Origin of the sequence: Caulobacter sp. Root655 (genome assembly GCF_001427665.1) — a bacterium.
Taxonomy (GTDB): domain Bacteria; phylum Pseudomonadota; class Alphaproteobacteria; order Caulobacterales; family Caulobacteraceae; genus Caulobacter.
The window spans coordinates 148,715-171,135 of sequence record NZ_LMHC01000026.1; the positions used below are offsets into that span (position 1 = coordinate 148,715).

Here is a 22,421-nt window from a genome sequence, read left to right on the forward strand (position 1 = left end):
GGTTGCGAACCATGCTGCCGCTCGGCCTGTGGCGAAAGCTGGGCCGTGTCGCGAAACCGAAGGATTTCCCCGAGGCGAGTAACCTTCTGTGGGCAGTTCCGTGACAGCTTCGCGAACGGTGTTCCGCGAGCTTGACAGTGTTTCAGCCGGGGCACATGAGTGAACTGTAAATCATGGTTAACGGCGTGCTGAGGGGGAGCGATGCACGAGACCAGCACGGCTGCTGCGCGCTTCGTCGCGCTCCGGCGCAGCTTGGCCTATCTGATCGACAATCGCGCGACGCTGGCCCGCCGGATTCCGGTCGGAGCGGTGGTGGCGGCCGTGGTAATCCCGCTGGTCGGCTGCGACACCGGCCCCAGCTTCTGGTTCCACAAGCGCGCCTCCGCCTGCCCGCGTCCTCAGGCCGCGCAAGGGGTTTCCGGCCAGTTCAACCAGCAGCAGCAGGAAATTCGCGCCCTGCGCCAGGGCGGTTTTCGGGGCGACTTCTTCGCCCAGCTGGAACTGGCCCGCCGCTACGAGGGCCAGCGCGCGGTCGACAAGAACCTCGAGGACCCGGTCGAGGCGGCGGTCTGGTACGCCATGGCCCTGGCCAATGCCGGCGGCTATTCGCCGATCGCCGCCTACGAGCGGCGGGGCGGCAAGGACAGCGGGGCGCTGTCGCGATTCGACGACTGCCGGGCCTTCGAGCGGCATGCCGCCTACGGCGCCCTGGACCGCCTGCTGTCGCGGATGTCGACCGAGGAACGCGAGAAGGTCCGCAACCGGGTGATCTATGTCCTCTCCACCCAGGGGGCCGACGGCTACCGGGTGCTGGCGCGGATGCACGACGGCTTCTTCGGCCCGTTCGGCGAGCCGTCCGACAACCTGCAGGCCATCGAGGCCTACGGCTCGCGGAAGCGCACCGGCGCCCCGGCCGCCCTCGACCTGTTCCGGCGCAACGACGTCGACGCCTATCTCTACAATTATCTGGCGGTGCAGACCGGCGACGTCTCGGCCTATGTGATGCTCAAGGACTTCGAACGCTCCTCGCCGCAGCGCGCCTCCTACGGCGGCTTCGTCGAGACCAAGGCCAAGCGCTGGATTCCGCCCTACGAGTTCTATCCGCCTGAATCGCCCGACTCCGGCGTGCCGCATTCCGACGAGAGCGATCCGTCGGGCGACGCCAAGGAGGCCGCCCTGGCGCGGCTCAATGAGTTGCCCTTCGTCCACATCGGCGAGGCCCTGGCCTATCTGCGGGTGATCCCGGCGCCGCTGCTCGATGAGCGGATGCTCAGCACGAATGACGCCCAGACCTTCCAGGCGATGGTCGGCCGGCCGATCACTGGCCGCCTCAGTGGCATCGAGAAGGTGCGCGCCGTGCAGTACGCGGCGGTCAATGGCTCGTCCAAGGCCCAACTGGTTCTGGCCGTGATGTACTCCGAAGGCGTCGGCGTGCCACGCGACTACGCCCGCGCCTATCACTGGTACGAGGAGGCCGAGCGCCAGGGGTCGGCCGAGGCCAAGTACGCCATGTCGACCTTCTTCTCGCTGGGCCTGCAGGGCGTGGCCGACCAGGACCGGGCCAAGGCCGTGGTCTACCAGTTGGACGGCGCCCTGGCCGGCTTCAAGCCGTCGGTCTGGCGGCTGCAGCAGCTGCTGTCGCAAGTCTCGCGTCCGCCACGCGCCGCCGGCGAACGCGCCCGGCCCTATATCGAAAGGGACTACCGATGACCCGCTTCCGCCAGCTCGTCGCGGCCCTGGCGGTGGCGACCCTCGGGTTCGGTGTTTTGCCAGAGGCCGCCCTCGCCGGCTCGCCCGACGCCAAGATCGACCAGCAGATCCGCCCGTGCTTCGGCCTGCTGCTCGAGCCGAACCTGTCGACCGGCTGCCGGGTCAAGCATTACCGCAAGCCCAAGCCGCGCTACGGCGCGGGCTACGGCCACGGCCGGGGCGGTCGCTACCGCACCTTCGTCGACTGCGACCGCGCCTATCCGGGCGAGGTCAGCGACGTGCTCGATCGGCTGTACGAGGGTGACACCCTGACCCTGCGCTCGCGCGGCGGCGGAGCCTGCGTCGATTCCCTGAACGTCACCAAGTCGGTGACCATCGTCGCCGACGGTTACGCGCCGACGCGCGGCCGGCCGATCCTGGTCGCCCCAGCCGGCCAGCCCTGCATCCGCATCGCCGCCGGCGTGCGGTACGTGGTCATCGAGGGCCTGGGCATCGACGCCCTGCGGGCCGGTTCGGCCTCGTGCATCATCGGTCGGGCCACCGAACTGGCGCTGAAGAACGTGGTGGTCCGCTACGACGGCGACGCCTCGGCCCTCGACCTGGGGGAAAGCCGGCTGGAAGCCTCGAACGTCACCTTCATCGGCCGCACCCGCCAGGCGGTGGTCAAGGCCACCGGCGCGATCATGGCCGACAATGTCGAGGTCGCCGCCACCGCCATCGGCGCGGCCTTCGAGGCCGGCGAGGACAGCCGCATCCGCGACTTCCGCGTCATCCGCCTGGGCGACTGGACCGGCTCCAGCCGCAGCCGCAATTCGGCGGGCTTCGTGCTGGCCGGCATGAACCGCTCGCAGCTGGTGCAGATCGAGGGCCTATACGTCGACGGCTTCTCGCGCGGGATCTATGTGGGCGGCGGCGACGAGACCACTCTGCTGCGCCCCGTGGTCCGCGACAGCGACTGGGCCGTGGTGCTGGAGAACGCCGACCTGCGGGTGCTGGAGGGCAAGCTCGAAGCCACGGACGTGGGCGTCTATGCCGGCTCGGGCACGGTCTACGCCGCCGACAACGCCATCGCCGGGGTGATGCGGGCCGGGCTGTTCGCCGACAACGGCGCCCAGGTGCGGGCCCGCGACAACCGCGTCTACGCCAGGCCCGGTGGCTGCGAGGCCCTGATCACCGGCTATTTCGACGGCAAGCTGACCTGCCAGCCGTGGTTCGAGGGGCCGGAGCTGTTCCGCACGCCGCGCGACCGGTCCCGACTGGATTTCGACGGCTACTGGCCGATGGCCAGCCTGGCTACGACCGCCGCCGCGGCGCCGCGCCTGCCGGGTGATGGCCTGGCCGGCGGTCTGGACTTGCAGGACGCCTCGGCCGCCGCCGGAGGTCCTGTTGGCCCCGGTTCGCCTCAGCCCTATGCGCCGCAAGGAGGAACCTCGCGATGAGCAAACTCGCCGCCGGCCTGCTGGCCGCTCTGACCGTTTCCGCCGCCACGACCGGCGCCTGGGCCCAGGAGGTCGGGGCCAGCTATCGCGAGCCGCCGCGCCGGGCGCTGCCCTGCGGCGCGCCCCTGACCGGCGAGGCTCCCGACGTCATGACCTATGACCGCGCCACTGGCACCCAGGTGTTCGTCGGTGGAAAGGGTCAGACCGAGATCAGCGCTTTCAACCGCGACACCGGCTCGTCGGCCGCCCTGCGCGGCGACCTGTCCAAGCCCGGCGTCGCCGAGGCCTGCGCCGTCGACAAGCTGTCGGGCGACGCCTACCGGGTCAATTCCGACGGCCCCGGCGACATGGCCGTTAGCGGCCGCACCGGCCGGACGGGCGAACGCTGGGCGTTCCGCGCCCCGGACGGCTCGACCCAGTATTGGGACCCGCGCGCCGACAACCGCTGTTTCCGCGAGGGCGTGGGGATGCAGGCGAACGGCTCGCTGGCCTCTGGCCCGCGCCCCGATCCGCGCGGCGACGGGCGGTCGGGATGCTGAGGATGGCGCTGCTGCTCGGCGGGTTGATGCTGGCGCTGAGCGCTTGCGGCCCGCGTTATTACCCGTCGCCCGACGGTCCGCCGCCGCCGGTCTCGCCGGACATCTCGCGGGTGACGCCGCCTCCGCCGCCGATCGGGGCGATCCGGCCGAAGACCTGAAACCCTCTCCCATGGGGAGAGGGAGGGGGCCGCCGCGTAGCGGTGGGAGGGTGAGGGGGTAAGGCCTCAACCGCTCATCCCCGAAGCCCTGCCCGGATCTTCAACAGCGTAACCCCTCACCCTCCCAAGCTTCGCTTGGGCCCCTCCCTCTCCCTCTGGGAGAGGGTTTCAAACCTATTTCTCCAGCACCACCGTCGGCAGGAACTTCGGCTCCTTCCGCCGCATCGTCGCCTGCTCATAAGCGAACCCCAGCCCCAGCAGGCGTGCCTCGCTCCAGGCCGGGCCGATGAAGCTGAGCCCCACCGGCAAGCCGCCGACGTCGCCCATCGGCACGGTCAGGTGGGGATAGCCGGCCACGGCGGGCAGGGTGGTTGACGAGCCGCCGTAGTGGTCGCCGTTCAGCGGGTCGATGGTCCAGGCCGGGCCGGTGGTCGGGGCGACGATGGCGACCGCGCCGGTCTCCTTCAGGATCCGGTCGATCCCCTCGGGACCGGCCAGGCGCTTGGCGTCGGCGGCGGCCTTGATGTAGGCGGGGTCGTCATAGCCCTTGGTGGCCTGGGCCTTGTCGAAGGTCTCCTGGCCGAACCATTCCAGCTCCTTGGGCGTGGCCTTGTTGAAGGCGATCACGTCCTCCAGCGTGCGGGTCCTGACCTTCTTGGGGTCGGTCGAGGCCAGGTAGGCGTTCAGGTCGACTTTCAGCTCGGTGTAGAGCACCACGCCCTCGGCCTTGCCGATCGGGCCCTCGTCGAAATCCTTCACGTCGACCAGGGTGGCACCTTGGGCCTTGAGGTCCTTCAGCGCCTGCTCGAACACCGCGTCCGTGCCCGGCGAATAGCCGGTGTAGAAGCGGGCGACGGCCAGGGTGACGCCCTTCAGCGCGTCCTTGCTCAGACCCTTGGCGTAGTCGGTCTTGCGGGCGTCGGCCTCCCTGGTCGCCGGGTCGGCGGGGTCGGAGCCGGCGATGGCCGTGAGGATCAGGGCCGCGTCGGTGACCGTGCGGGTCATCGGCCCGGCGGTGTCCTGGCTGTGGCTGATCGGCACGATGTGGGTGCGCGACACCAGGCCGACCGTGGGCTTGAGGCCGACCAGGCCGTTGATGGCGGCCGGGCAGGTGACCGAGCCGTCGGTCTCGGTGCCGATCGCCGCCGGGACCAGGCCCGCCGCCACTGCCGCCCCCGAACCGCTGGACGAGCCGCAGGCGCTGCGGTCCAGCACATAGGGATTGCGCACCGTGCCGCCCACGGCGCTCCAGCCGCTGATCGACTTGCTGGAGCGAATATTGGCCCATTCCGACAGGTTGGCCTTGCCCAGGATCACCATGCCGGCGTCGGTCAGTCGCTTGACCAGGGGCGCGTCGCGGCCGGTGACATTGTCCTTCAGGGCCAGGGAGCCGGCGGTGGTGGCGGTGTCGTCGGCGCTCTCGATATTGTCCTTCAGCAGGATCGGCACGCCGTGTAGCGGCCCCCGGACCTTGCCGGCCTTGCGCTCGGCGTCCAGCGCCCGGGCGTCGACCAGGGCGTGGGGGTTGAGGGCGATGACGGCGTGGAGCTGGTCGTTCTTGGCCTTGATCGCGGCGAGCGAGGCCTCGGTGGCGGAGACGGCGGAAGGCTTGGCGGCCTCCTGGGCGTTAGCGGTCATCGCCAGCAAGGCGGCGGTTGCGCCGCCGATGAGCAAGGCCTGTTTGATCACGCTTGATCCCCCGAATGGCTGGGCCGTGCGGCCTAATCCCGTTTTCCCGGCGAAGGCCGGGACCCAGGTGAAACCCACGAGCCGCCCAGGAAGAATCTGGGTCCCGGCCTTCGCCGGGAAAACGGACTCTGGAGATTCGCCGGGGCGAGCGTTCAGATGAACACCGCCACGTTCTGGCGCGCAACGATCAACGGCGTGCCGGCGCTATCCCACACCGCCATGTCCTGGGCGGAATAGCCTTCGAGGACGGTGTCGGCCCGGCTCTTCATCAGCCGCCAACCGTCGTCTTCCAAAGGCGGTTGCGCCAGCACGTCCAGCGACCAGGTCATGGTCGAGATCGGGGCGCGTTCGGGAAACAGGGTGACGGCCGGCGGGGGCAGGGCGTCGGCCAGGGCGATCAGGGCGGCGAGCGAGCGGGCGGCCGGGTCCTTGTGGCGAATCCAGACCAGGAAGTCCGGCGACCCCGGCGTCCCGATCGGCGTCCCGCCCGCCACCTTGAAGTCGAACTGCTGGGTGAAGTTGGGGCCCGCGCCGTTCCGGAAGAAGTCGAGACAGTCGGCGGCGGGCGGAACGGCCGGCATGGCCAGGTCGACGTGCGACAGCCGCGACTGGCGCGCCGCGCCGAAGGTCAGGACGGCCCGGGTGGCCAGGCCCTGCTCGCCGACCAGGTCTACGCCCATGAACAAGGTCGACTTGCCGCGCCGCAACACCGTGGTCTGGATCGCCAATTCGCCGGCCGCCGGGCCGACGAAGGCGAACTGGCCCGAGCGCAAGGGCGGGGCGTCGGGGACCGCCCGCGTCGCCGCCTCCAGGCACAGGGCCGCCGACAGCCCGCCATAGGTGGTGCGACCCTGCTGCCAGTCGGGCGTGACATGGGCGGTGAAGCCGCTGTCAGTGGGGGCGAGGGCGGTCATCAGCTCGGTATAGGCGGTCACGGCAGGTCCTGATTTGCTTCGGACGCGAAGGTTCGTCTTCTTTCGCTACGGAAGTCAAATGGGGGGCGGTTGGGGCACGCCCATGGACTCCCTCTCCCTTTGGGAGAGGGCGCTACCTCCCTACCGCCCCTTCAACTGTCGGTCGAAGAACTCCAGGTGGGTCTTCAGCACGTGCAGGCCCTTGGTCTTGCTGCCGGGGGCGCTGTGGCGTTCGCCGGGATAGAGCATCATCTCGAACGGCGTGGCGTTCTTCTGCAGGGCCGCGATCAGGCGGGTGCTGTTCTCGAAGATCACATTGTCGTCGGCCATGCCGTGCAGCAGCAGCAGGCTGTTCGGCTTCAGGGCGCCCAGGCGGCTGATGACGTCGGACCGGGCGTAGCCGTCCTTGTTGTCCTGCGGCGTGCCCATGAACTGCTCGGTGTAGTGGGTGTCGTACAGGCCCCAGGCGGTGGGCGGAGCGCCGGCCGCGCCGGCCTTGAACGGGGTGTTCTCGGCGGTCATCAGCATCAGGGTCATGAACCCGCCGTAGGACCAGCCCATGACGCCCAGCTTGTCGGCGTCGACATAGGGCAGGGTCTTCAGGAAGTTCGCGCCGACCAGTTGGTCGTCGACCTCCACCGTGCCCATCCGGCGGTCCAGGGCCCGCTTGAACTTGGCCGAACGGTTGCCGCTGCCGCGGTTGTCGAGCTTGAAGATCACATAGCCGTCTTCGAGATAGGGCCGTTCGCCGACCTTCTGCCAGCCGCGGTTCACCGTCTGGGCGTGCGGACCGCCATAGACCGAGACGATGGCTGGGTACTTTTTCGCGGGATCGAAGCCGGTCGGCTTGAGGATCTCGTAGTGCAGCACTTCACCGTCGGCGGCCTTCAGGGTTCCGTATTCCGGAACCGGCAGGGTCGCGGCGTAGGGCCAGTAGGGGTGGCCTTCCGCGAGCCGGTTTTCCTCGATCCAGCGCACGCGCTTGCCGTCGGGGGCGTAGAGCGCGGTCTGGGGCGGGGTCTTGGGATCGCTGTAGCCGCCGGCGAAGGCGCCGCCGGTCTCCGCTACCTTGGCTGTCCACCAGCCGCCGGCCGGGGTCAGGGCCTTGGGCTTGCCATTCTTGCCTTGGGGAGCTTTGGCGTAGGAGATTTCGTAGATGCGCCGCTCGATCGGGGTCTCGATCGAGGCGCTGAAGATCGCCACCTGGCGCTTCTCGTCGACGCCTTCCAGGGCGGCGACCGGCCAGTCGCCCTGGGTGACCTGGGCGATCAGCTTGCCGTCTGCGGCGTAGCGGTAGAGGTGGTTGTAGCCCGACTTCTCCGACGACCACAGGAAGCTGCCGTCCGCGAGCGGCTTGAAGTCGTCGTTCAGCTCGATCCAGTGGCCGTCGGTCTCGGTCAGGATCGTCCTGCCCCGGCCGGTCGCCGGGTCGTGGGCGATCAGTTCCAGGGTCTTCTGGTCGCGGGTCTGGCGCTGGACATAGAGGGTCTTGCCGTCGGCCGACCAGTCGACGCGAGCGACATAGATGTCCTTGTTCGGGCCCAGGTCGATCTGGACGGTCTTGCCCGAGGCCAGGTCCTGGACGAACAGGTCGACCACCGCGTTGGGACGGCCGGCGCGCGGATAGCGCTGCTCGACCACCGTCGCGCCGCCCGGGCCGATGTCGGCGCGCGGGATGACGTCGACGCCGCTCTCGTCGACGCGGGTGTAGGCGATGCGGCTGTCGTCGGGGCTCCACCAGTAGCCGGTGAAGCGGTCCATCTCCTCCTGGGCGACGAACTCGGCCGTGCCGAACGACAGGGCGTCCTTGCCTTGCGTGGTCAGGGCCCGCTCGGCTCCGCCGACCAGCGGTTTCACGAACAGGTTCTGGTCGCGGACATAGGAAACGAAGCCGCCCTTGGGCGAGACCTTGGCGTCGACCTCGTCGCCTGGCGTTTCGGTCAGGCGCGAGACCTTCCCGTCGGCGACGTTGTCCAGATAGAGGTCGCCGTCCAGCGGGACCAGGATGAAGCGGCCCTGCTGGTCCCAGCTGTATTCGACGATGCCGCGGGCCGAGACGCGGGCCCGTTCGCGACGGGCCTTTTCGGCTTCCGACAGTTCCTTGGCGCCCGACGATAGGGCCGCCGAGTCGATCATCCGATAGGGCTCGCCGCCCTTGACGTCGGCCGCCCACAGGTCCTGGACGTTGGCGGCTTCCGGCTTGGCCTTCAGATAGGTGACGCGCTTGCCGTCCGGCGACAGGGCCACGCCCTTGGCCGTGGGGCCCGACAAGGATGGGTCGGCGAAGATGCGTTCCGGGGTCAGCTTTTCCGCCATGACCGGCGACGAGAGGGCGAGGCAGGCCGCGATGGCCAGGAGCGAGGGTCTGATCATGGCGCGGGACGCTAGAGGCGAGCGTGGCCGTTGTCAGCAGGGAAAGTGGGGGAGACGCCCTGCGTCCTTCGAGGCCCGCTGCGCGGGCGCCTCAGGATGAGGAATTCAGAGCCAATCCACGTTCCTCATCCTGAGGTGCGAGGCGAAGCCGAGCCTCGAAGGACGCACGGCCTCACCGGCACACCCCGTCCAGCCCCGCCAGGTCGATCGCGCTGGCCGGCGGCGTCAGGCCCCGGGCGCGCATGGCGTTCTCCAGGGTGGTCGGCGCGGGCGGCAGGCCGGGGTCGCGGTCGGTGCGATAGAACGGGTCGCGCTCGGCCTTGTCCAGCGTGGTGAAGGTGAAGCCCCGCGCCTGGTAGAGGGCCAGCAGGCGCGGCAGCATCCGGGCATCGAAGGCGCCGACATGCATCAGCAGCACATAGGGGATGTCGCGGCCGTACAGCGCCTTGGACATCGCCCGGGCGCGATCGGCGTCGCTGGCGGCGGCGGCCAGGAAGCGGGTTTCGAGGTCGGCGACGGCGGCGGTGTCGCCCTTGGCCAGGCAGCGGGCATAGGGTTCGTTCCAGGCGTAGTCGCCGAAGCTCATCGTGACGCTGGCGATCCGGTAGCCGCCGGCGGCCAGGGCCTGGCGGACCGCGCCGCGCTTGTCCGGCGTGTCGCCTTCGGCCAGGAACGGATAGCGTAGCCAGCGCCAGTCCCCTTCGCCCATCAGGCCCTGCAGCAGGGGTTCGTTGCGCGCGACCTCGGCCTCGAAGGTCGTGGCGTCGATGGCGTTGAGGCTGGGGTGCGACCAGGTGTGGTTGCCCAGCGGCCGGCCGCTGGCCCGCCAGGCGGCGAGGGCCGGGGCCGAGGCCGGTTCGCGCTCGGTCTGGACGCCGTTGACGAAGCCGAAGGCCGGGGCCTTGGCGGCGTCGAGGGCGGCGACGAGGGCCGTGACCACGCCCACGCGGGTCTGGCCCGGCGGCAGGGGACCGTGGACGGGCAGGTCGTCGAAGGTCAGGGCCAGTTCTGGAGCGGGGGCGGGCAGAGCCAGGGCGACGTTGGCCAGGGCGAGGTGGGGCAGGGCGGCCAGCCAGGCCAGCGCCACGGCGGTGCGGTACAACGGTTTCAAGACGCGCCTCCTCGCTCCGAACGTTTTCGGTAGCGGTAACTTGGTAGGGCGCGGCGGCGGCGAGGTAAAGGCCGTCTCAGCCGATCCTCAGGTCGGCCGTATCGAGCGCCTGGGTGATCCGCACCGCGCCCTTCTCGTCGCGGATCTGCACCGTTACGGCGGGGGCGGGCCGTGACCAGTCGATCTCGATCAGGCCGAAATTGCGCTCGCGCAGCACCGGCGAGACGCGCAGGGCGTTGGGCGGGGTCACCGGCCACACCTCGGTCAGGCCCGAGGAGGTGAAGTCCCAGATCGGGTAGGGCGTGTTGTTCGACAGCGTCGAGACCTCGGCGTAGTGGGTGTCGCCGCTGATGCAGAACAGACGCTCGGCCCCGGTGCGGCGGATGGTGTCGAACAGCCGCTGGTGATCGTTGGCGTAGTTGATCCAGCCCTCCCAGCCGGCGAAGTCGGCCAGCACCTGCAGGCTGGAGCCGAGGATGCGCAGGTCGGCCGGCTGCTGCAGCTGCTCGTGCAGCCAGGCCCATTGCGGTTCGCCGATCATGGTGGCGTCGAGGTCGGGATTGCGGTCATACGGGCCGGGCGTCAGCTTGCCGGTCAGGCCTCGGGCCACGGCCCAGGCCTTATAGCCGCCCTTGAAGGTCTTGGAGAGCAGCGGCGTGCGATTCCAGCGCAGGTCCGGCAGGATGATCTGCACGCGCCGGCCGTCGGGCCCGAACACATAGGCCGCGTAGACCCCGTCGCGCGTGCGGCGCACGGAACCGGCCGGCTGGCCCCAGAAATCGCAGAACTGCCGGCGGCTTTCGTCCTTCATCGGATAGTCGCCGCCGGCGTCGTTCTCGCCGAAGTCGTGATCGTCCCAGATGGCGATCAGCGGGACGCTGTCGCGCAGCCGCTTGAAGCCGGGCTTGGCGGCCAGGGTGGCGTACTTGCGGGCCATCACCGCCGGGTCGCGGGTGTCGGCATAGATGTTGTCGCCCAGGAACACGAACAGGTCGGGCTTGGCGTCCAGCACCGCCTCCCAGATCGGCTGGTCCTTGTCCTGGTTGGCGCAGGAGCCCCAGGCGATGCGGGTCAGCGGCCGGTCCAGCGCCGCGTGCGGCGCGTCGACGATTCCCGCCCGGGCGGCGGGGGCCACGGCCGCCGCGGCGGCGGCCAGGCCCAGGGCGGTGCGGCGGGACAGGTCGGTCATGGGCGGGCCTCTTGGTCGTCTTGTGGTCGAGCTTGAACGAGAAAGGGCCGGGAGTCGCCTCCCGGCCCTTCGTGTGTCCCCGTTTGGCGCCTAGAACGTCTTGCGCACCGTCACGAAGCCCTGGCGCGGGGCGCCCGGCAGCAGGGTCATGGCCGTGCCCGACACGTCGGACTTGCTGGCCCCGCCCGAACCCACGGTCGAGATGTAGTCCTCGTCGGTCAGGTTGGTGACGTTGGCCTGCACTTCCAGCCCCTGCAGGAAGCCCTCGGTGGCCTGGAAGCGGTAGCCCACCGTCAGGTCGGCCACGGTGAAGCCGTCGACCTTGCCGCCGTCGTTCTCGAAGGTGTACCAGCGCGAGCTGGTGTAGCTAACGCCGAGGTTGGCGTAGAAGCCGCCCTGGTCGTACTTCAGCTCGGCCTTCAGCAGGTTCTTGGGCGTGAAGATCACGTCCTTGCCCTTGGTGCGCATGGCCACCGTGCCGCCGGCTCCGGGCACGTCGTCCTTATACTGGGAGTCGTTGTAGGCGTAGGAGCCGTACAGCGACCAGGCGTCGGTCAGGCGGTACTGGCCGGCCAGTTCGATCCCCTTGGTCTCGACGGCGCCGACGTTCGACAGCACGGCGGGCAGGCCCAGGATCGGCGGGGCCGTGCTGGCGCTGGCCAGGCGGTTCTCGAAGTCGACGTGATAGACCGCCGCCACGCCCTGGAAGCGGTCGTTCTTGTAGCGGACGCCGCCTTCGAAGGTCTTGGAGGTTTCCGGCTCCAGGTTGTCGCGGATGTAGTTCACCGCCGCCTGGTTCTGCGAGGCGAACGGACCCGAGGTGGCGGCCGAGACGTAGGCGGCCATGTTCTCGGTGTAGCCGCCGAACAGCTCGACGCCGTTCTTCAGGTCATAGACCGCGCCGACCTGCGGCAGGAAGCTGTCCTTGGACTCGATCTTGCCGTTCATGGCGCCGCCGGCGATGGTCGAAACCTCGTTCTCGACCTTCAGGGCCTTGAAGCCGAAATTGACCTTCAGGGCGTCGTTCAGCGTCCAGACGTCCTGGATGTAACCGGTCGTGGTGCGGGTGTTGAACCGGTATTCCCACGAGGTCGCGAAGGGGTTGGACTGGAAGTCCAAAGGATCGCGCGTCGGCTTGGCCAGGGTCTCGGCGTAGAACCGGCGGGCCTGGTGGAAGTCGTTGTCCTCGATCCAGAAACCGGCGCTGAGCGCGTGGGCGCCCAGGTCGACATTGACGTTGCCGATCAGGCCGGCCCGGTCGATGTCGTATTCGGTGGTGCGGATCGACAGCGGCGCGGCGGTCGAGCCGGCCGTGCCGTAGCCGGGGCTGACGGTGTAGGGCGTGTACCACAGGCCCTGGCCCTTGTTCTTGTGGCCATAGGCGGTGAGGTCGACGCGAACCCGGTCGCCCAGGTTCTGCTCGAGGGTGACGGCGTAGAGGTCGTCGTCGCGGATGCCGGCCCCGGCGTAGTAGGCGTCGTCAGGCGTGGCGACGCCGTAGGCCGCGTAGGGGTTGGTCCCGACGCCGGTCCAGTAGCCGCCGCTCAGGAGCGGCGTGGCGCCGGCGTAGTTGGCCGGGTTGTTGAGCACGCTCGCGACGCCGATCGCCTTGTTCCAGTCGGGCTGGAAGTTGTCCCAGTCGCGGCCCAGGCGCTTGATCATGTCGAACGACATGTCCTGGTAGTCCTGCTCGCGGCGCTCGGAGTGGTTCCAGAAGGCGGTGATCGAACCCACGTCGCCGATAGGCAGCACGAATTTCAGGTCGTACTGGCGCTGCTTCTGCTCGCCGCCACCCTTCCACTTGTCGGTCTTCTGGTCGGCCGCCGACAGATAGGCGCGCAGGCCGCCCAGGCCTTCGAGGGCGCCGGTGTCGATGCGGCCGTACAGGCGGTACATCGAGTCCGAGCCGGCCGTGGCGTCGGCGCGGACGTGGAAGTCTTCCGAGGGCGCGCGCGAGAAGAACTGCAGCGTGCCGCCGAGATTGGAGGTCGAGGCGGTCGACAGCGAGCCGGCGCCCTGGGCCAGCTCGACCCGGCCGAGGTCCTCGCTGGCGATGGCGCGGCTGATGTGCAGGCCGTTGTAGTTGCCGTAGCTCATGTCGCCCAGCGGCACGCCGTCCAGGGTGAAGCCCAGGCGGCTCTGGTCGAAGCCGCGGATGGCGACGCGGGTCGACCACTCGTAGGCGCCGAACGCGTCGGCCGACTGGAAGCTGACGCCGGGCAGTTTCTCGATGGCGCGCAGCGGGCTGGAGCCGGCGGCCAGGACTTCGATCTGGGTGGCGTTGATGGTCTGGACCTGGCGGCTCTGGCCCTGGCCCAGCACGATGATGGCGTCGACGGCGGTCGCGTCGGCGTCAGCGCCCGTCGCGGCGGCCGGGGCCTCGGCGGCGGGGGTTTCGGCGGCGAAGGCGGGCGCGGCGAGCAGCAGGGCGCAGGCGGCCGCGCCCAACATCAGGTGTTGTCTCATGTTCAGTCCCCATGCCGACGCTCAAGGGGAGGAGCGGCGTCGGCTTGGGCGTCCGGGTAACAGCGGCCGGCGACGGTGCGCCGACAGTTCCGTGTCGGGTTCCTGACGGAGGTGCGACGGTAGGATGACGGTTTTCGGTCCCGCCCCTAGGGGCGGGATTCCACCGGCGCCGCCCGGTGCTCGTCGCGCGCCGCCTTCCAGACCGCCTTGGCCGCATCGACATTCATCGCCGCGATGCCCAGTCCGACGACGACATCGGGCCAGAGAGAGCGGGTGAACACGGTGGCGACGCCGGCGGCGATGATCGCGATATTGGCCAGGGCGTCGTTGCGGGCCGAAAGGAACGCGGCCTTCGTCAGGCTGCCCGAGTGGTGACGGAAACGGGCCAGGATGAAGGCGCAAAACAGATTGACGATCAGCGCGCCGCCGCCGGTCATGGTGAGCGGGATCGCCGACGGGGGAGCCGGGTCGGCATACTTGCGCCATAGCGCCCAAAGGAACGCCAGGGCGGGAACGAGCAGAACGCCCGCCAGCGCCATGCCGACCCGGGCGCGCTGTCGCATGCTCCAACCCAACGCCGCGAAGATCAGGAAGTTGACGGCGGCGTCCTCGAGGAAATCGACGCTGTCGGCCAGGAGAGAGACCGAGCCGATGTGGAGCGCCACGCCGAACTCCACCCCGAAATAGGCCAGGTTCAGGATCGCGACGAGCCGCACGGCGCGGCCAAGACCCTCGTCAGTCAACATGGTGGCGCCTCCTCGCGACAGCGGTCTTAGCCTGGATGTAGTCTTGGCGGACAGTCGCGATTTGGCCGAAGATCCCTAAACCGATCCGTCGGGTTCCAGCAGGGGCTCGATGTTATCGTGTAACACCCTCGGTGACCGCCGCCCCGCGACGTGGCGCCCGGTGTCATTGCGCAAACGGTTCGCGACCGCTATTTCAGCGCCCGACCCCCGATCCAGATTCAGCGAGACCGACGCCCCTCATGGCTCAGCAATATATTTTCCAGATGCAGGGCCTCACCAAGGCCTTCCCCGGCGGCAAGAAGATCTTCGAGAACATCTGGCTGTCGTTCTATTCCGACGCCAAGATCGGCGTCGTGGGCGTCAACGGCTCGGGCAAGTCGACCCTGCTGAAGATCATGGCCGGCCTGGACGACCAGTTCTCGGGCGAGGCCAAGGCCGCCGAGGGCATCCGCCGAGGCTATCTGCCGCAGGAGCCGGTGCTGGACCCGACCAAGGACGTCTGGGGCAACGTCATCGCCGACTGCGAAGACAAGCTGATCTTCGACAAATACAACGAATGCGCCAACAAGCTCGGCGAGGAGTATTCCGACGAGCTGATGGAGGAGATGACCAAGCTCCAGGAGATCATCGACGCCCGCGACCTGTGGGACATCGACTCCAAGGTCGAAATGGCGATCAACGCCCTGCGCTGCCCGCCCAACGACGCCAGCATCGAAGACCTGTCGGGCGGTGAGAAGCGCCGCATCGCCCTGGCGCGCCTGCTGCTCAGCAAGCCCGACATCATGCTGCTGGACGAACCGACCAACCACCTGGACGCCGAGTCGGTGGCCTGGCTGCAGCACCACCTGGAAAACTTCCCGGGCTGCGTGATCCTGGTCACCCACGATCGCTACTTCCTGGACCAGGTCACCAAGTGGACGCTGGAACTGGATCGCGGCAAGGGCATCCCCTACGAGGGCAACTATTCCGGCTGGCTGGAGCAGAAGACCAAGCGCGTCGTGCAGGAGCAGTCGGAGTCCGACAGCCGCCAGCGCGCCCTGACCCGCGAACTCGAGTGGGTGCGTTCCAGCCCCAAGGCCCGTCAGTCCAAGTCCAAGGCCCGCCTGGCGAGCTACGAGGAAATGGTCGCCGCGCAGGAAAACGCCCGCGCCGCCCAGACCCAGGCCCACATCCAGATCCCGCCCGGCCCGCGCCTGGGCAATCTGGTGCTGGAAGTCGAAGGCCTGGAAAAGGAATATGGCGACAAGGTCCTGTTCAAGGACCTGTCGTTCCGCCTGCCGCCGAACGGCATCGTCGGCGTCATCGGCCCCAACGGCGCCGGCAAGTCGACCCTGTTCAAGCTGATCACCGGCCGCGAACAGCCCGACCAGGGCACGGTGAAGGTCGGCGATACGGTCAAGCTTTCCTATGTGGACCAGAGCCGCGACGCGCTCGACGCCAACAAGACCATTTGGCAAGAGATCAGCGGCGGCACCGACGTGATGATCGTCGGCAAGCGCGAGATCAACAGCCGCGCCTATGTCGGCAGCTTCAACTTCAAGGGCGCCGACCAGCAGAAGAAGGTCGGCCTGCTGTCGGGCGGTGAGCGCAACCGCGTCCACCTGGCCAAGACCTTGGCCACCGGCGGCAACCTGTTGCTGCTGGACGAACCGACCAACGACCTGGACATCGAAACCTTGCAGGCCCTGGAAGAGGCCCTGGAAGAATTCGCCGGCTGCGCCGTGGTCATCTCCCACGATCGCTGGTTCCTGGACCGCCTGGCCACCCACATCCTGGCCTTCGAGGGCGACAGCCACGTCGAATGGTTCGAAGGCAACTTCGAGATGTACGAGGAAGACAAGAAGCGCCGCCTGGGCGCCGACAGCCTGATCCCCAAGCGCATCAAGTTCCAGAAGTTCGCGCGGTAGAGGACGGTCTTCAGGATCACGACCCCAAGGCGCGGCCCGAGAGGGTCGCGCCTTTATTCGTCTCCGAAGCGTTGCTGGAGGTTGACGGCGGCGAGCGGGTGAGTTTCACATCAACCTTAAGTGCTAGTGGTCGGGGGACTTATGCCGGGAGCTTGGGCGCAGGGAACGGCGGCCACCGAGGGGGCTGACGTCTACGACGGCGACGCCAGCGCCGAGATCGTCGATGGCCTCGGCGGCGACGACATCCTGAACGGCCGCGACGGCGCCGACGTGCTGCATGGCGGCGACGGGGTCGACATCCTCCTGGGCGAATCCTATTTCGACTATTCGTCGCCGGGGGGCGCGGACCAGCTGTACGGCGGAGCTGGCGACGACTTCCTGGGCGGAGGCTGGGGCGACGACCTGCTGGACGGCGGCGATGGCGACGACGCGCTCTACACCGGCATAGCCTGGGGCGTGAATTATCAGCTCGCCCAGTATGGCCACGCGCCCTATTTCTACTTCAGCGGCGAGACCGCCTTTAGCGGCGGGCGCGACACGCTGGACGGCGGGGCCGGCGACGACATCGCCTATTTGATCTACGGCGGCCAGGCCCAGTCCGTCAGCTTCGACAACAGCCTGGCCGATCAGCTCAATGTCATCCAACTGGGCGGCGCGTGGGGCGGATCGCTGATCCATGTCGAGCGGGTGCAGTTCCAGGGCGGTGGGGGCAACGACGTCGTCAAGGGCGGTCCGGGCGAGTCCAAGCTGTACGGCATGGACGGAAACGACATCCTGACCGGCGGCGCGGCCGTGGACATTCTTGTGGGGGGCTATGGCGACGACCACCTCTACGGCCTGGTCGGCGACGATGTGCTGGGCGGCGGCCACGGCGACGACTATATCGACGGCGGCGCGGGCGTGGACTTCGCCAGCTACTTCAACCCGTCCATCTTCTACACCGGCGGCGAGGACGGCCTGATCGGCGTCACCGTCAGCCTGCTGCTGCAGGGCGTGGTCCAGAACACCGGCGGCGCGGGCTGGGATACCCTGGTCGGCATCGAGAACCTGGCGGGCACCTTCGCCGCCGATACCCTGATCGGCGACGACAACGCCAATTACCTGGACGGCATGGGCGGCGGCGACCTGATCGAAGGCAACGGCGGCGACGACCTTATCTACGGCGGCAGTGCTGGGGGCGGACGCGGCGGCAACACCCTGCGCGGCGGCGACGGCGACGACCTGATCTATGGCGGTCTCGACAGCGACGTGATCGAAGGCGGCGCGGGAAGCGACGTCTTGCACGGCGGCGTCGGAGATGTGGTTCGCGGCGGCGACGGCAATGACACCGTCGAAGGCGAAATGTTGTTCGGCGATGTCGGCGACGATGCGCTGGAGGGCTTGGTGAGCGGCGCGGTGCTGCACGGCGGCGACGGCGACGACGCCCTGACGGCGCGCGACGGCGATCCGCTGGCGAGCGAGCGCACCACGAGCGACCTCTATGGTGACGCGGGGAGCGACACGCTCTATTCGCGCGGCGGCGATGACTTGATCGACGGCGGGGCGGGCAACGACCTTGTCAGCTACCGCTACAACACGGGCGGCGTCACGGTCGACCTGGCGATCCAGATCGCCCAGAACACCGGCAACGGCGGAATCGACACCCTGAAGAACATCGAGCGGCTGGAAGGCTCGGCCTATGGCGATACGCTGTACGGCGGCTCCGGGGCGGACTCGATCCGTGGCGGGGGCGGCGACGATACGCTCCGCGGCCGGGCCGGCAGGGATATCCTGCGCGGCGGAACCGGTTTCGACGTGCTGGATGGCGGTGTCGGCGGCGAGGGCATGGCCAGTCTCTTCACCCTGCCGTCCGGCCAGATCGTGTTTGCCAACGCCGGCGACATCGCCGACTACGGCGACGCCACCTATGGGGTGACGGTGGATCTGAAGATCGCCGGACCCCAGTACCTCTACGACCTCGGCATCGACACGCTGATCTCGATCGAGGACATCTTCGGCGGTGGCGGAGCCGACCGCCTGTACGGCGACGACGGCAGCAACGCGCTGGTCGGCATGGCCGGCAACGACTCGATCGGCGGCTGGGGCGGGGCGGATGTCCTGATCGGTGAAACCGGGGACGACGTCCTGGGGGGCGGCGACGGCGACGACACCTTGTGGGGCGGTGTGCTGATGGGCGTCGGCGCGGATGGCGACGATGTCCTGTTCGGCGATGCGGGCAACGACACCCTGGTTGGCGGCAAGGGCGACGACTATCTCGACGGCGGCGATGGCGACGACGTTTTGCGCGGCGGCGGGGGCGCCAACGACCTGCACGGCGGCGCCGGGCGAGACACGTTGGTCGGCGCCCTTCAGGACAATTATCTCGAAGACGGTTGGGGCCAGAACGCGTTCTTCGTCGGAGGGCTGGCCGCCGGCGCCACGCAGAATCTCTGGGCGGTGTCGGGCGGAGCCGACGATGACGTGTTCACCCTGACGTTCGATCCGGCGATGCTGCAGCATACGCTAAACATCTATGGCCGAGAGGGCGACGACAGCGTCCAGCTGGTCGCACCGCTCGATCCCGACGGCGTGTTGGTGATCGGCGCGGGAAGTGCGCCGGGAGATGAACAAGAGATCGGCCTGCTGCGCCTCAGCGAGGTGGAGCATGCGGTGATCACCGGGCCGGCTGTTCACTTCTATGGCGACGACACGGGCATCGTTCTCCACACGGGAGGGCTCTCCGACGTGCTGGTCGGCGGCGCGGGCGACGACGCCTTCTTCGCCGACGCCGAGAGGCCGACGGACCCCTCCGACCCGTTCCCCTATGATGACGACCGGGTCTATGGCGGGGGCGGCGACGACCTGCTGTACGGTGGCCAGGGACAGGACGTCCTGATCGGCGGCGACGGCGACGACTACATCTACGTGCAGGCCGGCCCGACCCAGGCCCAGCAACCCAATTGGTCGGCGTGGGTCTATCAATGGTCGGATGACACGATCGACGGCGGGGCCGGAAACGACACGGCCGTGCTCGACTTCACCCTAGTGGCCGGACGCTTCGATTTTACCCTGGCGGCGCCGGACCAGACTACGGTCATCAAGATGGACGACGCCGTGGCGGCCCGGGTGACGGGCGTGGAGTCCCTCGGCTTTTTCGCCGGGAGCGGCGACGACATCATCATCACCCGGGACGGGGAGGACAACCTCAGCGGCGGCGGTGGGTTGGACTGGCTGATCAGTGGTGGCGGAAACGACTATCTGGACGGCGGAACGGGCGCCGACAGCCTTTGGGGCGGCGCTGGCGACGACATGCTCATCGGCGGGGCGGGCGACGACACCCTGTTCGGCGACGTGGGACGCGATACGGCGAGCTACGAGTGGGCGGTGGGGGCGGTCGAGATCGACCTCACGATCCTGGAAGAGCAGCAGACCCGAGGCGCCGGCGTCGATACGCTGATCTCGATCGAGAACCTGATCGGCTCGGGCTATGACGACCGGCTGACGGGCGATGCGGGAGCCAATGTGCTGATTGGCGGGCGCGGCGCCGACATCCTGACGGGCGGCGCGGGAGCGGACACGTTCGTATTCGGTTTTGGCGATTCGGGGGCCGGGGACGGGGGGTACGGGGCTGACCTGATCACCGACTTCGCCCGAGGAGATCGGATAGATCTTTCGGTGTTGGACGGGAACATGTGGGCGGACGGGCGCCAGGCTCTCCACCTGGGCGCGACCGCCGACCATTTCGGCGATGTGGTCCTGGCCTACGACACGGCCGCCAACCAAACCTCCGTCACCCTCTATCTCGATGGTGATACGTTCGCGGACGGCCGGATCTTGCTATCCGGCAACTTTCTGAGCCTGACGGTCTCCGACTTCGTGCTCTGAAGCCGGAAGCCGTCAGGAGCCGAGGCTACTTCGGTTCGGTCGGAGCGCCGGGCGGGATGGTGGTGTCGGGAAGGTTCGAGCCCGGGGCCGGCGTGGTGGCGTCCGGCATGGTCGGCGGGGTGGCCGGCATGGCGGGGGCCGGTTCCGTGGGCATGGTCGACGAGGTCGGCGGGTTCACCGCGCCGTCCGGCGTGGTCGGGGCGGCGGGCATGGTGGCCGAGGTGTCGGCCGACATGCCGGTCGAGGCCGAGCCGCTCCACCAGTCGGTATTGGCCCGGGCCTTGGGCGAGGCCTTCAGATAGGCGTCGAGCTGGGCGTAGGGGATCGGCTGCTTCGGGGCGGCCACGGCGGCGGAAGCCTTGGCTTTCGGCGCGGCGGAGGCCGCGCCGGACACCAGCATCGCCAGCGCGGCGCCGGCGGCGAGCGTTTTGAGCATCATGGGGAATTCCTCCAGGACTGGGCGCGCCGGTGAGGCGCGTCGGTAGGCAAAACCCCTGAGGGCGACGGCAGTTCACAGCGTGGCCTTGGAGACGCCCGGGCAGGGTGGCGCGGAACCCGGGTTCGCGTCGCGAGTTTCGCTGACCGGTTCCGTGTCGGGCCCATCTGGAAGCACTATGAAGCCGGTTGCCGGTGGCGCCCCGCCGCAACTGGAGTAGCTTGCGTTTTCAAGAGCAAACCCCATCTCGGGTAAGAGGAATCGCATGCCACAAACGCCCGCCGAGAAGCCCCACATCCTGATCTCACACGAGATGCTGATGCCGCTGCAACCCCTGCTGGAGGGCGCGTATCAGGTGCATCGCCTGTGGGACTATCCTGATCGTCTGGCTTTCCTGGACGGGCCGGGGCGACAGGTGCGGGCGATCGTCCATGCCGGCGAGATGGTGCTGCCCAAGGACCTGCTGTCGGAGATGCCGCGCCTGGGCCTGATCGCCTGCGTCAGCGTCGGCTATGACGGCATCGACGTGCCCTGGTGCAAGGCGCACGGCATTTCGGTCAGCCACTCGACCGGCCTCAACGCCGGCGACGTCGCCGACCACGCGGTCGGGCTGATGCTGGCCGCCTGGCGGGGCATCGTCGAGGGCGACCAGAAGCTGCGCAGCGGCCACTGGACCAGCATGGAGCGGATGAGCCCGCGTCACGGCCTGCGCGGCCGCAAGGCCGGCGTCGTCGGCCTGGGCCATATCGGCGAAGCCGTGGCCCGCCGTCTGGAGGCCTTTGAGCTGAAGGTTTCGTGGTGGGCCCCGCGCCCCAAGGAGACCGACCTGCCGCGCGCCAGGAGCTTGCTCGACCTGGCTCGCGACAGCGACATCCTGGTGGTCTGCGCCCGGCCCGACGCCGCCAACCGCCACATGATCAACCAGGCGGTCATCGAGGCTCTGGGGCCTCAGGGGCTTCTGGTCAACGTGGCCCGCGGCTCGCTGGTCGACGAGGACGCCCTGATCGCCGCCCTCAAGGACGGCCGCCTGGGCATGGCCGGGCTGGACGTGTTCGACCACGAGCCGACCCCCGCCTCGCGCTGGGCCGGCGTGCCGCATACCGTCCTCACTCCCCACACGGCCGGGGCGACGCTGGACAGCATCCCCGCCATGGTCGGACTGACGGTCGAGAACCTGCGCCGGTTCTTCAAGGGCGAGACCCTGGCCTCGCCGGTGGACGCCTAGAGCGTTCCGGGCCCGACTAGAGCTATTTCTTGTTGTCATCCCGGCTGTAGCGAAGCGAAGAGCCGGGACCCAGGGGACTGGGCGAATGCGGTGCGGCGGCCCTAGGTCCCGGATAGCCTCTACGAGGCTTCCGGGATGACAACATAAGGGGGTGCTTGGTTGAGCGTGAAACCCCGCAGACTATTCACGAGGCCCTTGCGCCCTTGATCGATTGGTCGGTAGCTTGGGCCCGGGAACTTGGGGCCCACGATCCGGCGGAGATCTGAATCATGGCCAAGGTGCTGGGCCTGGGCGGGGTGTTCTTCAAGGCGCAAGACCCCGCCGCGGTGCGCGACTGGTACGCGCGGGTGCTGGGGTTCGAGGTCCTCGACTGGGGCGGGGTGGTGTTCAGCCATCCCAGGGTCGGCGGGACCAACTGGTCGCCGTTCGACGCCGACACCCGCTATTTCGAGCCGTCGGACGCGCCGTTCATGGTCAACTTCATCGTCGATGACCTGGACGGAATCCTGGCCAAGGCGGCGGCGCAAGGCGTGTCGCCGACCGGCCGGCAGGACGAGGACATGGGCCGTTTCGCCTGGCTGGTCGACCCCGCCGGGATCAAGATCGAACTCTGGCAGCCGGCTCCCCGGGGGGCTTGAAAGGCCAGCGGAGCAAC

The 22,421-nt window shown here is 68.7% G+C and carries 16 protein-coding genes and 1 pseudogene; 8 read left to right on the forward strand and 9 right to left on the reverse strand.

The annotated features are described in order from the left end of the window. The first annotated feature begins 201 nt into the window (after positions 1 to 201). The 4 genes from ASD79_RS21445 to ASD79_RS24145 are packed head-to-tail and all read left to right on the forward strand — an operon-like array spanning position 202 to position 3,846. A complete protein-coding gene (locus ASD79_RS21445; RefSeq protein ID WP_056725444.1) occupies positions 202 to 1,710 on the forward strand; it encodes a tetratricopeptide repeat protein in 1,509 nt (502 codons plus the stop codon). Further along, on the forward strand, positions 1,707 to 3,149 hold the full coding sequence (locus ASD79_RS21450; RefSeq protein ID WP_056725447.1) for a hypothetical protein: 1,443 nt from the start codon (positions 1,707 to 1,709) through the stop codon (positions 3,147 to 3,149). The genes ASD79_RS21445 and ASD79_RS21450 overlap by 4 nt, the downstream gene beginning before the upstream one ends. Next, entirely contained in the window at positions 3,146 to 3,688 is a 543-nt protein-coding gene (locus tag ASD79_RS21455) for a hypothetical protein (RefSeq protein WP_056725449.1), read from the forward strand. Before ASD79_RS21450 ends, ASD79_RS21455 begins: the two co-directional genes overlap by 4 nt. A 2-nt stretch (positions 3,689 to 3,690) precedes the next feature. Next, entirely contained in the window at positions 3,691 to 3,846 is a 156-nt protein-coding gene (locus ASD79_RS24145) for a hypothetical protein (RefSeq protein WP_156400619.1), read from the forward strand. 174 nt (positions 3,847 to 4,020) lie between these two features. Here the strand turns inward: ASD79_RS24145 and ASD79_RS21460 are convergent, their stop codons facing one another. The 8 genes and pseudogenes from ASD79_RS21460 to ASD79_RS21490 all read right to left on the reverse strand — a co-directional run bounded on the left by ASD79_RS21460 (position 4,021) and on the right by ASD79_RS21490 (position 14,334). Continuing rightward, positions 4,021 to 5,484, reverse strand: coding sequence for an amidase (locus ASD79_RS21460; RefSeq protein ID WP_235524554.1), 1,464 nt, complete (start codon positions 5,482 to 5,484; stop codon positions 4,021 to 4,023). 203 nt (positions 5,485 to 5,687) lie between these two features. Then, positions 5,688 to 6,470 carry an acyl-CoA thioesterase II gene (locus ASD79_RS21465; RefSeq protein WP_056725452.1) on the reverse strand — a complete coding sequence of 261 codons (783 nt, stop codon included), beginning with the start codon at positions 6,468 to 6,470 and terminating at the stop codon, positions 5,688 to 5,690. 120 nt (positions 6,471 to 6,590) lie between these two features. Beyond that, complete coding sequence (locus tag ASD79_RS21470) at positions 6,591 to 8,822, reverse strand: S9 family peptidase (protein WP_056725453.1); 2,232 nt, start codon at positions 8,820 to 8,822, stop codon at positions 6,591 to 6,593. Between the two features lie 33 nt (positions 8,823 to 8,855). Then, a pseudogene (locus ASD79_RS24150) lies at positions 8,856 to 8,988 on the reverse strand (hypothetical protein); the annotation flags it as partial. Positions 8,989 to 8,994: 6 nt separating this feature from the next. Next, a complete protein-coding gene (locus ASD79_RS21475) occupies positions 8,995 to 9,933 on the reverse strand; it encodes a polysaccharide deacetylase family protein (RefSeq protein ID WP_156400620.1) in 939 nt (312 codons plus the stop codon). A 76-nt stretch (positions 9,934 to 10,009) separates the two neighbouring features. Further along, a complete protein-coding gene (locus ASD79_RS21480; RefSeq protein WP_056725455.1) occupies positions 10,010 to 11,122 on the reverse strand; it encodes an alkaline phosphatase D family protein in 1,113 nt (370 codons plus the stop codon). Positions 11,123 to 11,212: 90 nt separating this feature from the next. Beyond that, on the reverse strand, positions 11,213 to 13,588 hold the full coding sequence (locus tag ASD79_RS21485) for a TonB-dependent receptor (protein WP_056725457.1): 2,376 nt from the start codon (positions 13,586 to 13,588) through the stop codon (positions 11,213 to 11,215). A 146-nt stretch (positions 13,589 to 13,734) separates the two neighbouring features. After that, entirely contained in the window at positions 13,735 to 14,334 is a 600-nt protein-coding gene (locus tag ASD79_RS21490; RefSeq protein ID WP_056725460.1) for a cation transporter, read from the reverse strand. A gap of 239 nt (positions 14,335 to 14,573) precedes the next feature. Here ASD79_RS21490 and ettA point away from each other — a divergent pair, with 239 nt between their 5' ends. Continuing rightward, positions 14,574 to 16,241 (forward strand): energy-dependent translational throttle protein EttA, encoded by a 1,668-nt coding sequence (gene ettA / locus ASD79_RS21495; RefSeq protein ID WP_056725464.1) that lies wholly within the window; start codon positions 14,574 to 14,576, stop codon positions 16,239 to 16,241. A gap of 141 nt (positions 16,242 to 16,382) precedes the next feature. Then, positions 16,383 to 20,105: a calcium-binding protein gene (locus tag ASD79_RS25255; RefSeq protein WP_056725467.1), complete on the forward strand. Its 3,723-nt coding sequence runs from the start codon at positions 16,383 to 16,385 to the stop codon at positions 20,103 to 20,105. Positions 20,106 to 20,130: 25 nt separating this feature from the next. On the opposite strand, the gene ASD79_RS21505 is transcribed toward ASD79_RS25255, so the two are convergent. After that, positions 20,131 to 20,544, reverse strand: a complete 414-nt coding sequence (locus tag ASD79_RS21505) for a hypothetical protein (protein ID WP_056725469.1) — start codon at positions 20,542 to 20,544, stop codon at positions 20,131 to 20,133. A 262-nt stretch (positions 20,545 to 20,806) separates the two neighbouring features. Here ASD79_RS21505 and ASD79_RS21510 point away from each other — a divergent pair, with 262 nt between their 5' ends. Both ASD79_RS21510 and ASD79_RS21515 read left to right on the forward strand, forming a co-directional pair. Further along, positions 20,807 to 21,766: a 2-hydroxyacid dehydrogenase gene (locus ASD79_RS21510; protein WP_056725471.1), complete on the forward strand. Its 960-nt coding sequence runs from the start codon at positions 20,807 to 20,809 to the stop codon at positions 21,764 to 21,766. Between the two features lie 269 nt (positions 21,767 to 22,035). Then, positions 22,036 to 22,404: a VOC family protein gene (locus ASD79_RS21515; protein ID WP_056725472.1), complete on the forward strand. Its 369-nt coding sequence runs from the start codon at positions 22,036 to 22,038 to the stop codon at positions 22,402 to 22,404. Positions 22,405 to 22,421: the final 17 nt, after the last annotated feature.

Bases quoted from the DNA above. Each gene is read 5' to 3' on its own strand.
- ASD79_RS24145 (WP_156400619.1), top strand. From the start codon at position 3,691: ATGGCGCTGCTGCTCGGCGGGTTGATGCTGGCGCTGAGCGCTTGCGGC.
- ASD79_RS21460 (WP_235524554.1), bottom strand. From the start codon at position 5,484: ATGACCGCTAACGCCCAGGAGGCCGCCAAGCCTTCCGCCGTCTCCGCC.
- ASD79_RS21510 (WP_056725471.1), top strand. From the start codon at position 20,807: ATGCCACAAACGCCCGCCGAGAAGCCCCACATCCTGATCTCACACGAG.
- ASD79_RS21490 (WP_056725460.1), bottom strand. From the start codon at position 14,334: ATGTTGACTGACGAGGGTCTTGGCCGCGCCGTGCGGCTCGTCGCGATC.
- ASD79_RS25255 (WP_056725467.1), top strand. From the start codon at position 16,383: ATGCCGGGAGCTTGGGCGCAGGGAACGGCGGCCACCGAGGGGGCTGAC.
- ASD79_RS21450 (WP_056725447.1), top strand. From the start codon at position 1,707: ATGACCCGCTTCCGCCAGCTCGTCGCGGCCCTGGCGGTGGCGACCCTC.
- ASD79_RS21445 (WP_056725444.1), top strand. From the start codon at position 202: ATGCACGAGACCAGCACGGCTGCTGCGCGCTTCGTCGCGCTCCGGCGC.
- ASD79_RS21455 (WP_056725449.1), top strand. From the start codon at position 3,146: ATGAGCAAACTCGCCGCCGGCCTGCTGGCCGCTCTGACCGTTTCCGCC.
- ASD79_RS21470 (WP_056725453.1), bottom strand. From the start codon at position 8,822: ATGATCAGACCCTCGCTCCTGGCCATCGCGGCCTGCCTCGCCCTCTCG.
- ASD79_RS21505 (WP_056725469.1), bottom strand. From the start codon at position 20,544: ATGATGCTCAAAACGCTCGCCGCCGGCGCCGCGCTGGCGATGCTGGTG.
- ASD79_RS21515 (WP_056725472.1), top strand. From the start codon at position 22,036: ATGGCCAAGGTGCTGGGCCTGGGCGGGGTGTTCTTCAAGGCGCAAGAC.
- ettA (WP_056725464.1), top strand. From the start codon at position 14,574: ATGGCTCAGCAATATATTTTCCAGATGCAGGGCCTCACCAAGGCCTTC.
- ASD79_RS21485 (WP_056725457.1), bottom strand. From the start codon at position 13,588: ATGAGACAACACCTGATGTTGGGCGCGGCCGCCTGCGCCCTGCTGCTC.
- ASD79_RS21480 (WP_056725455.1), bottom strand. From the start codon at position 11,122: ATGACCGACCTGTCCCGCCGCACCGCCCTGGGCCTGGCCGCCGCCGCG.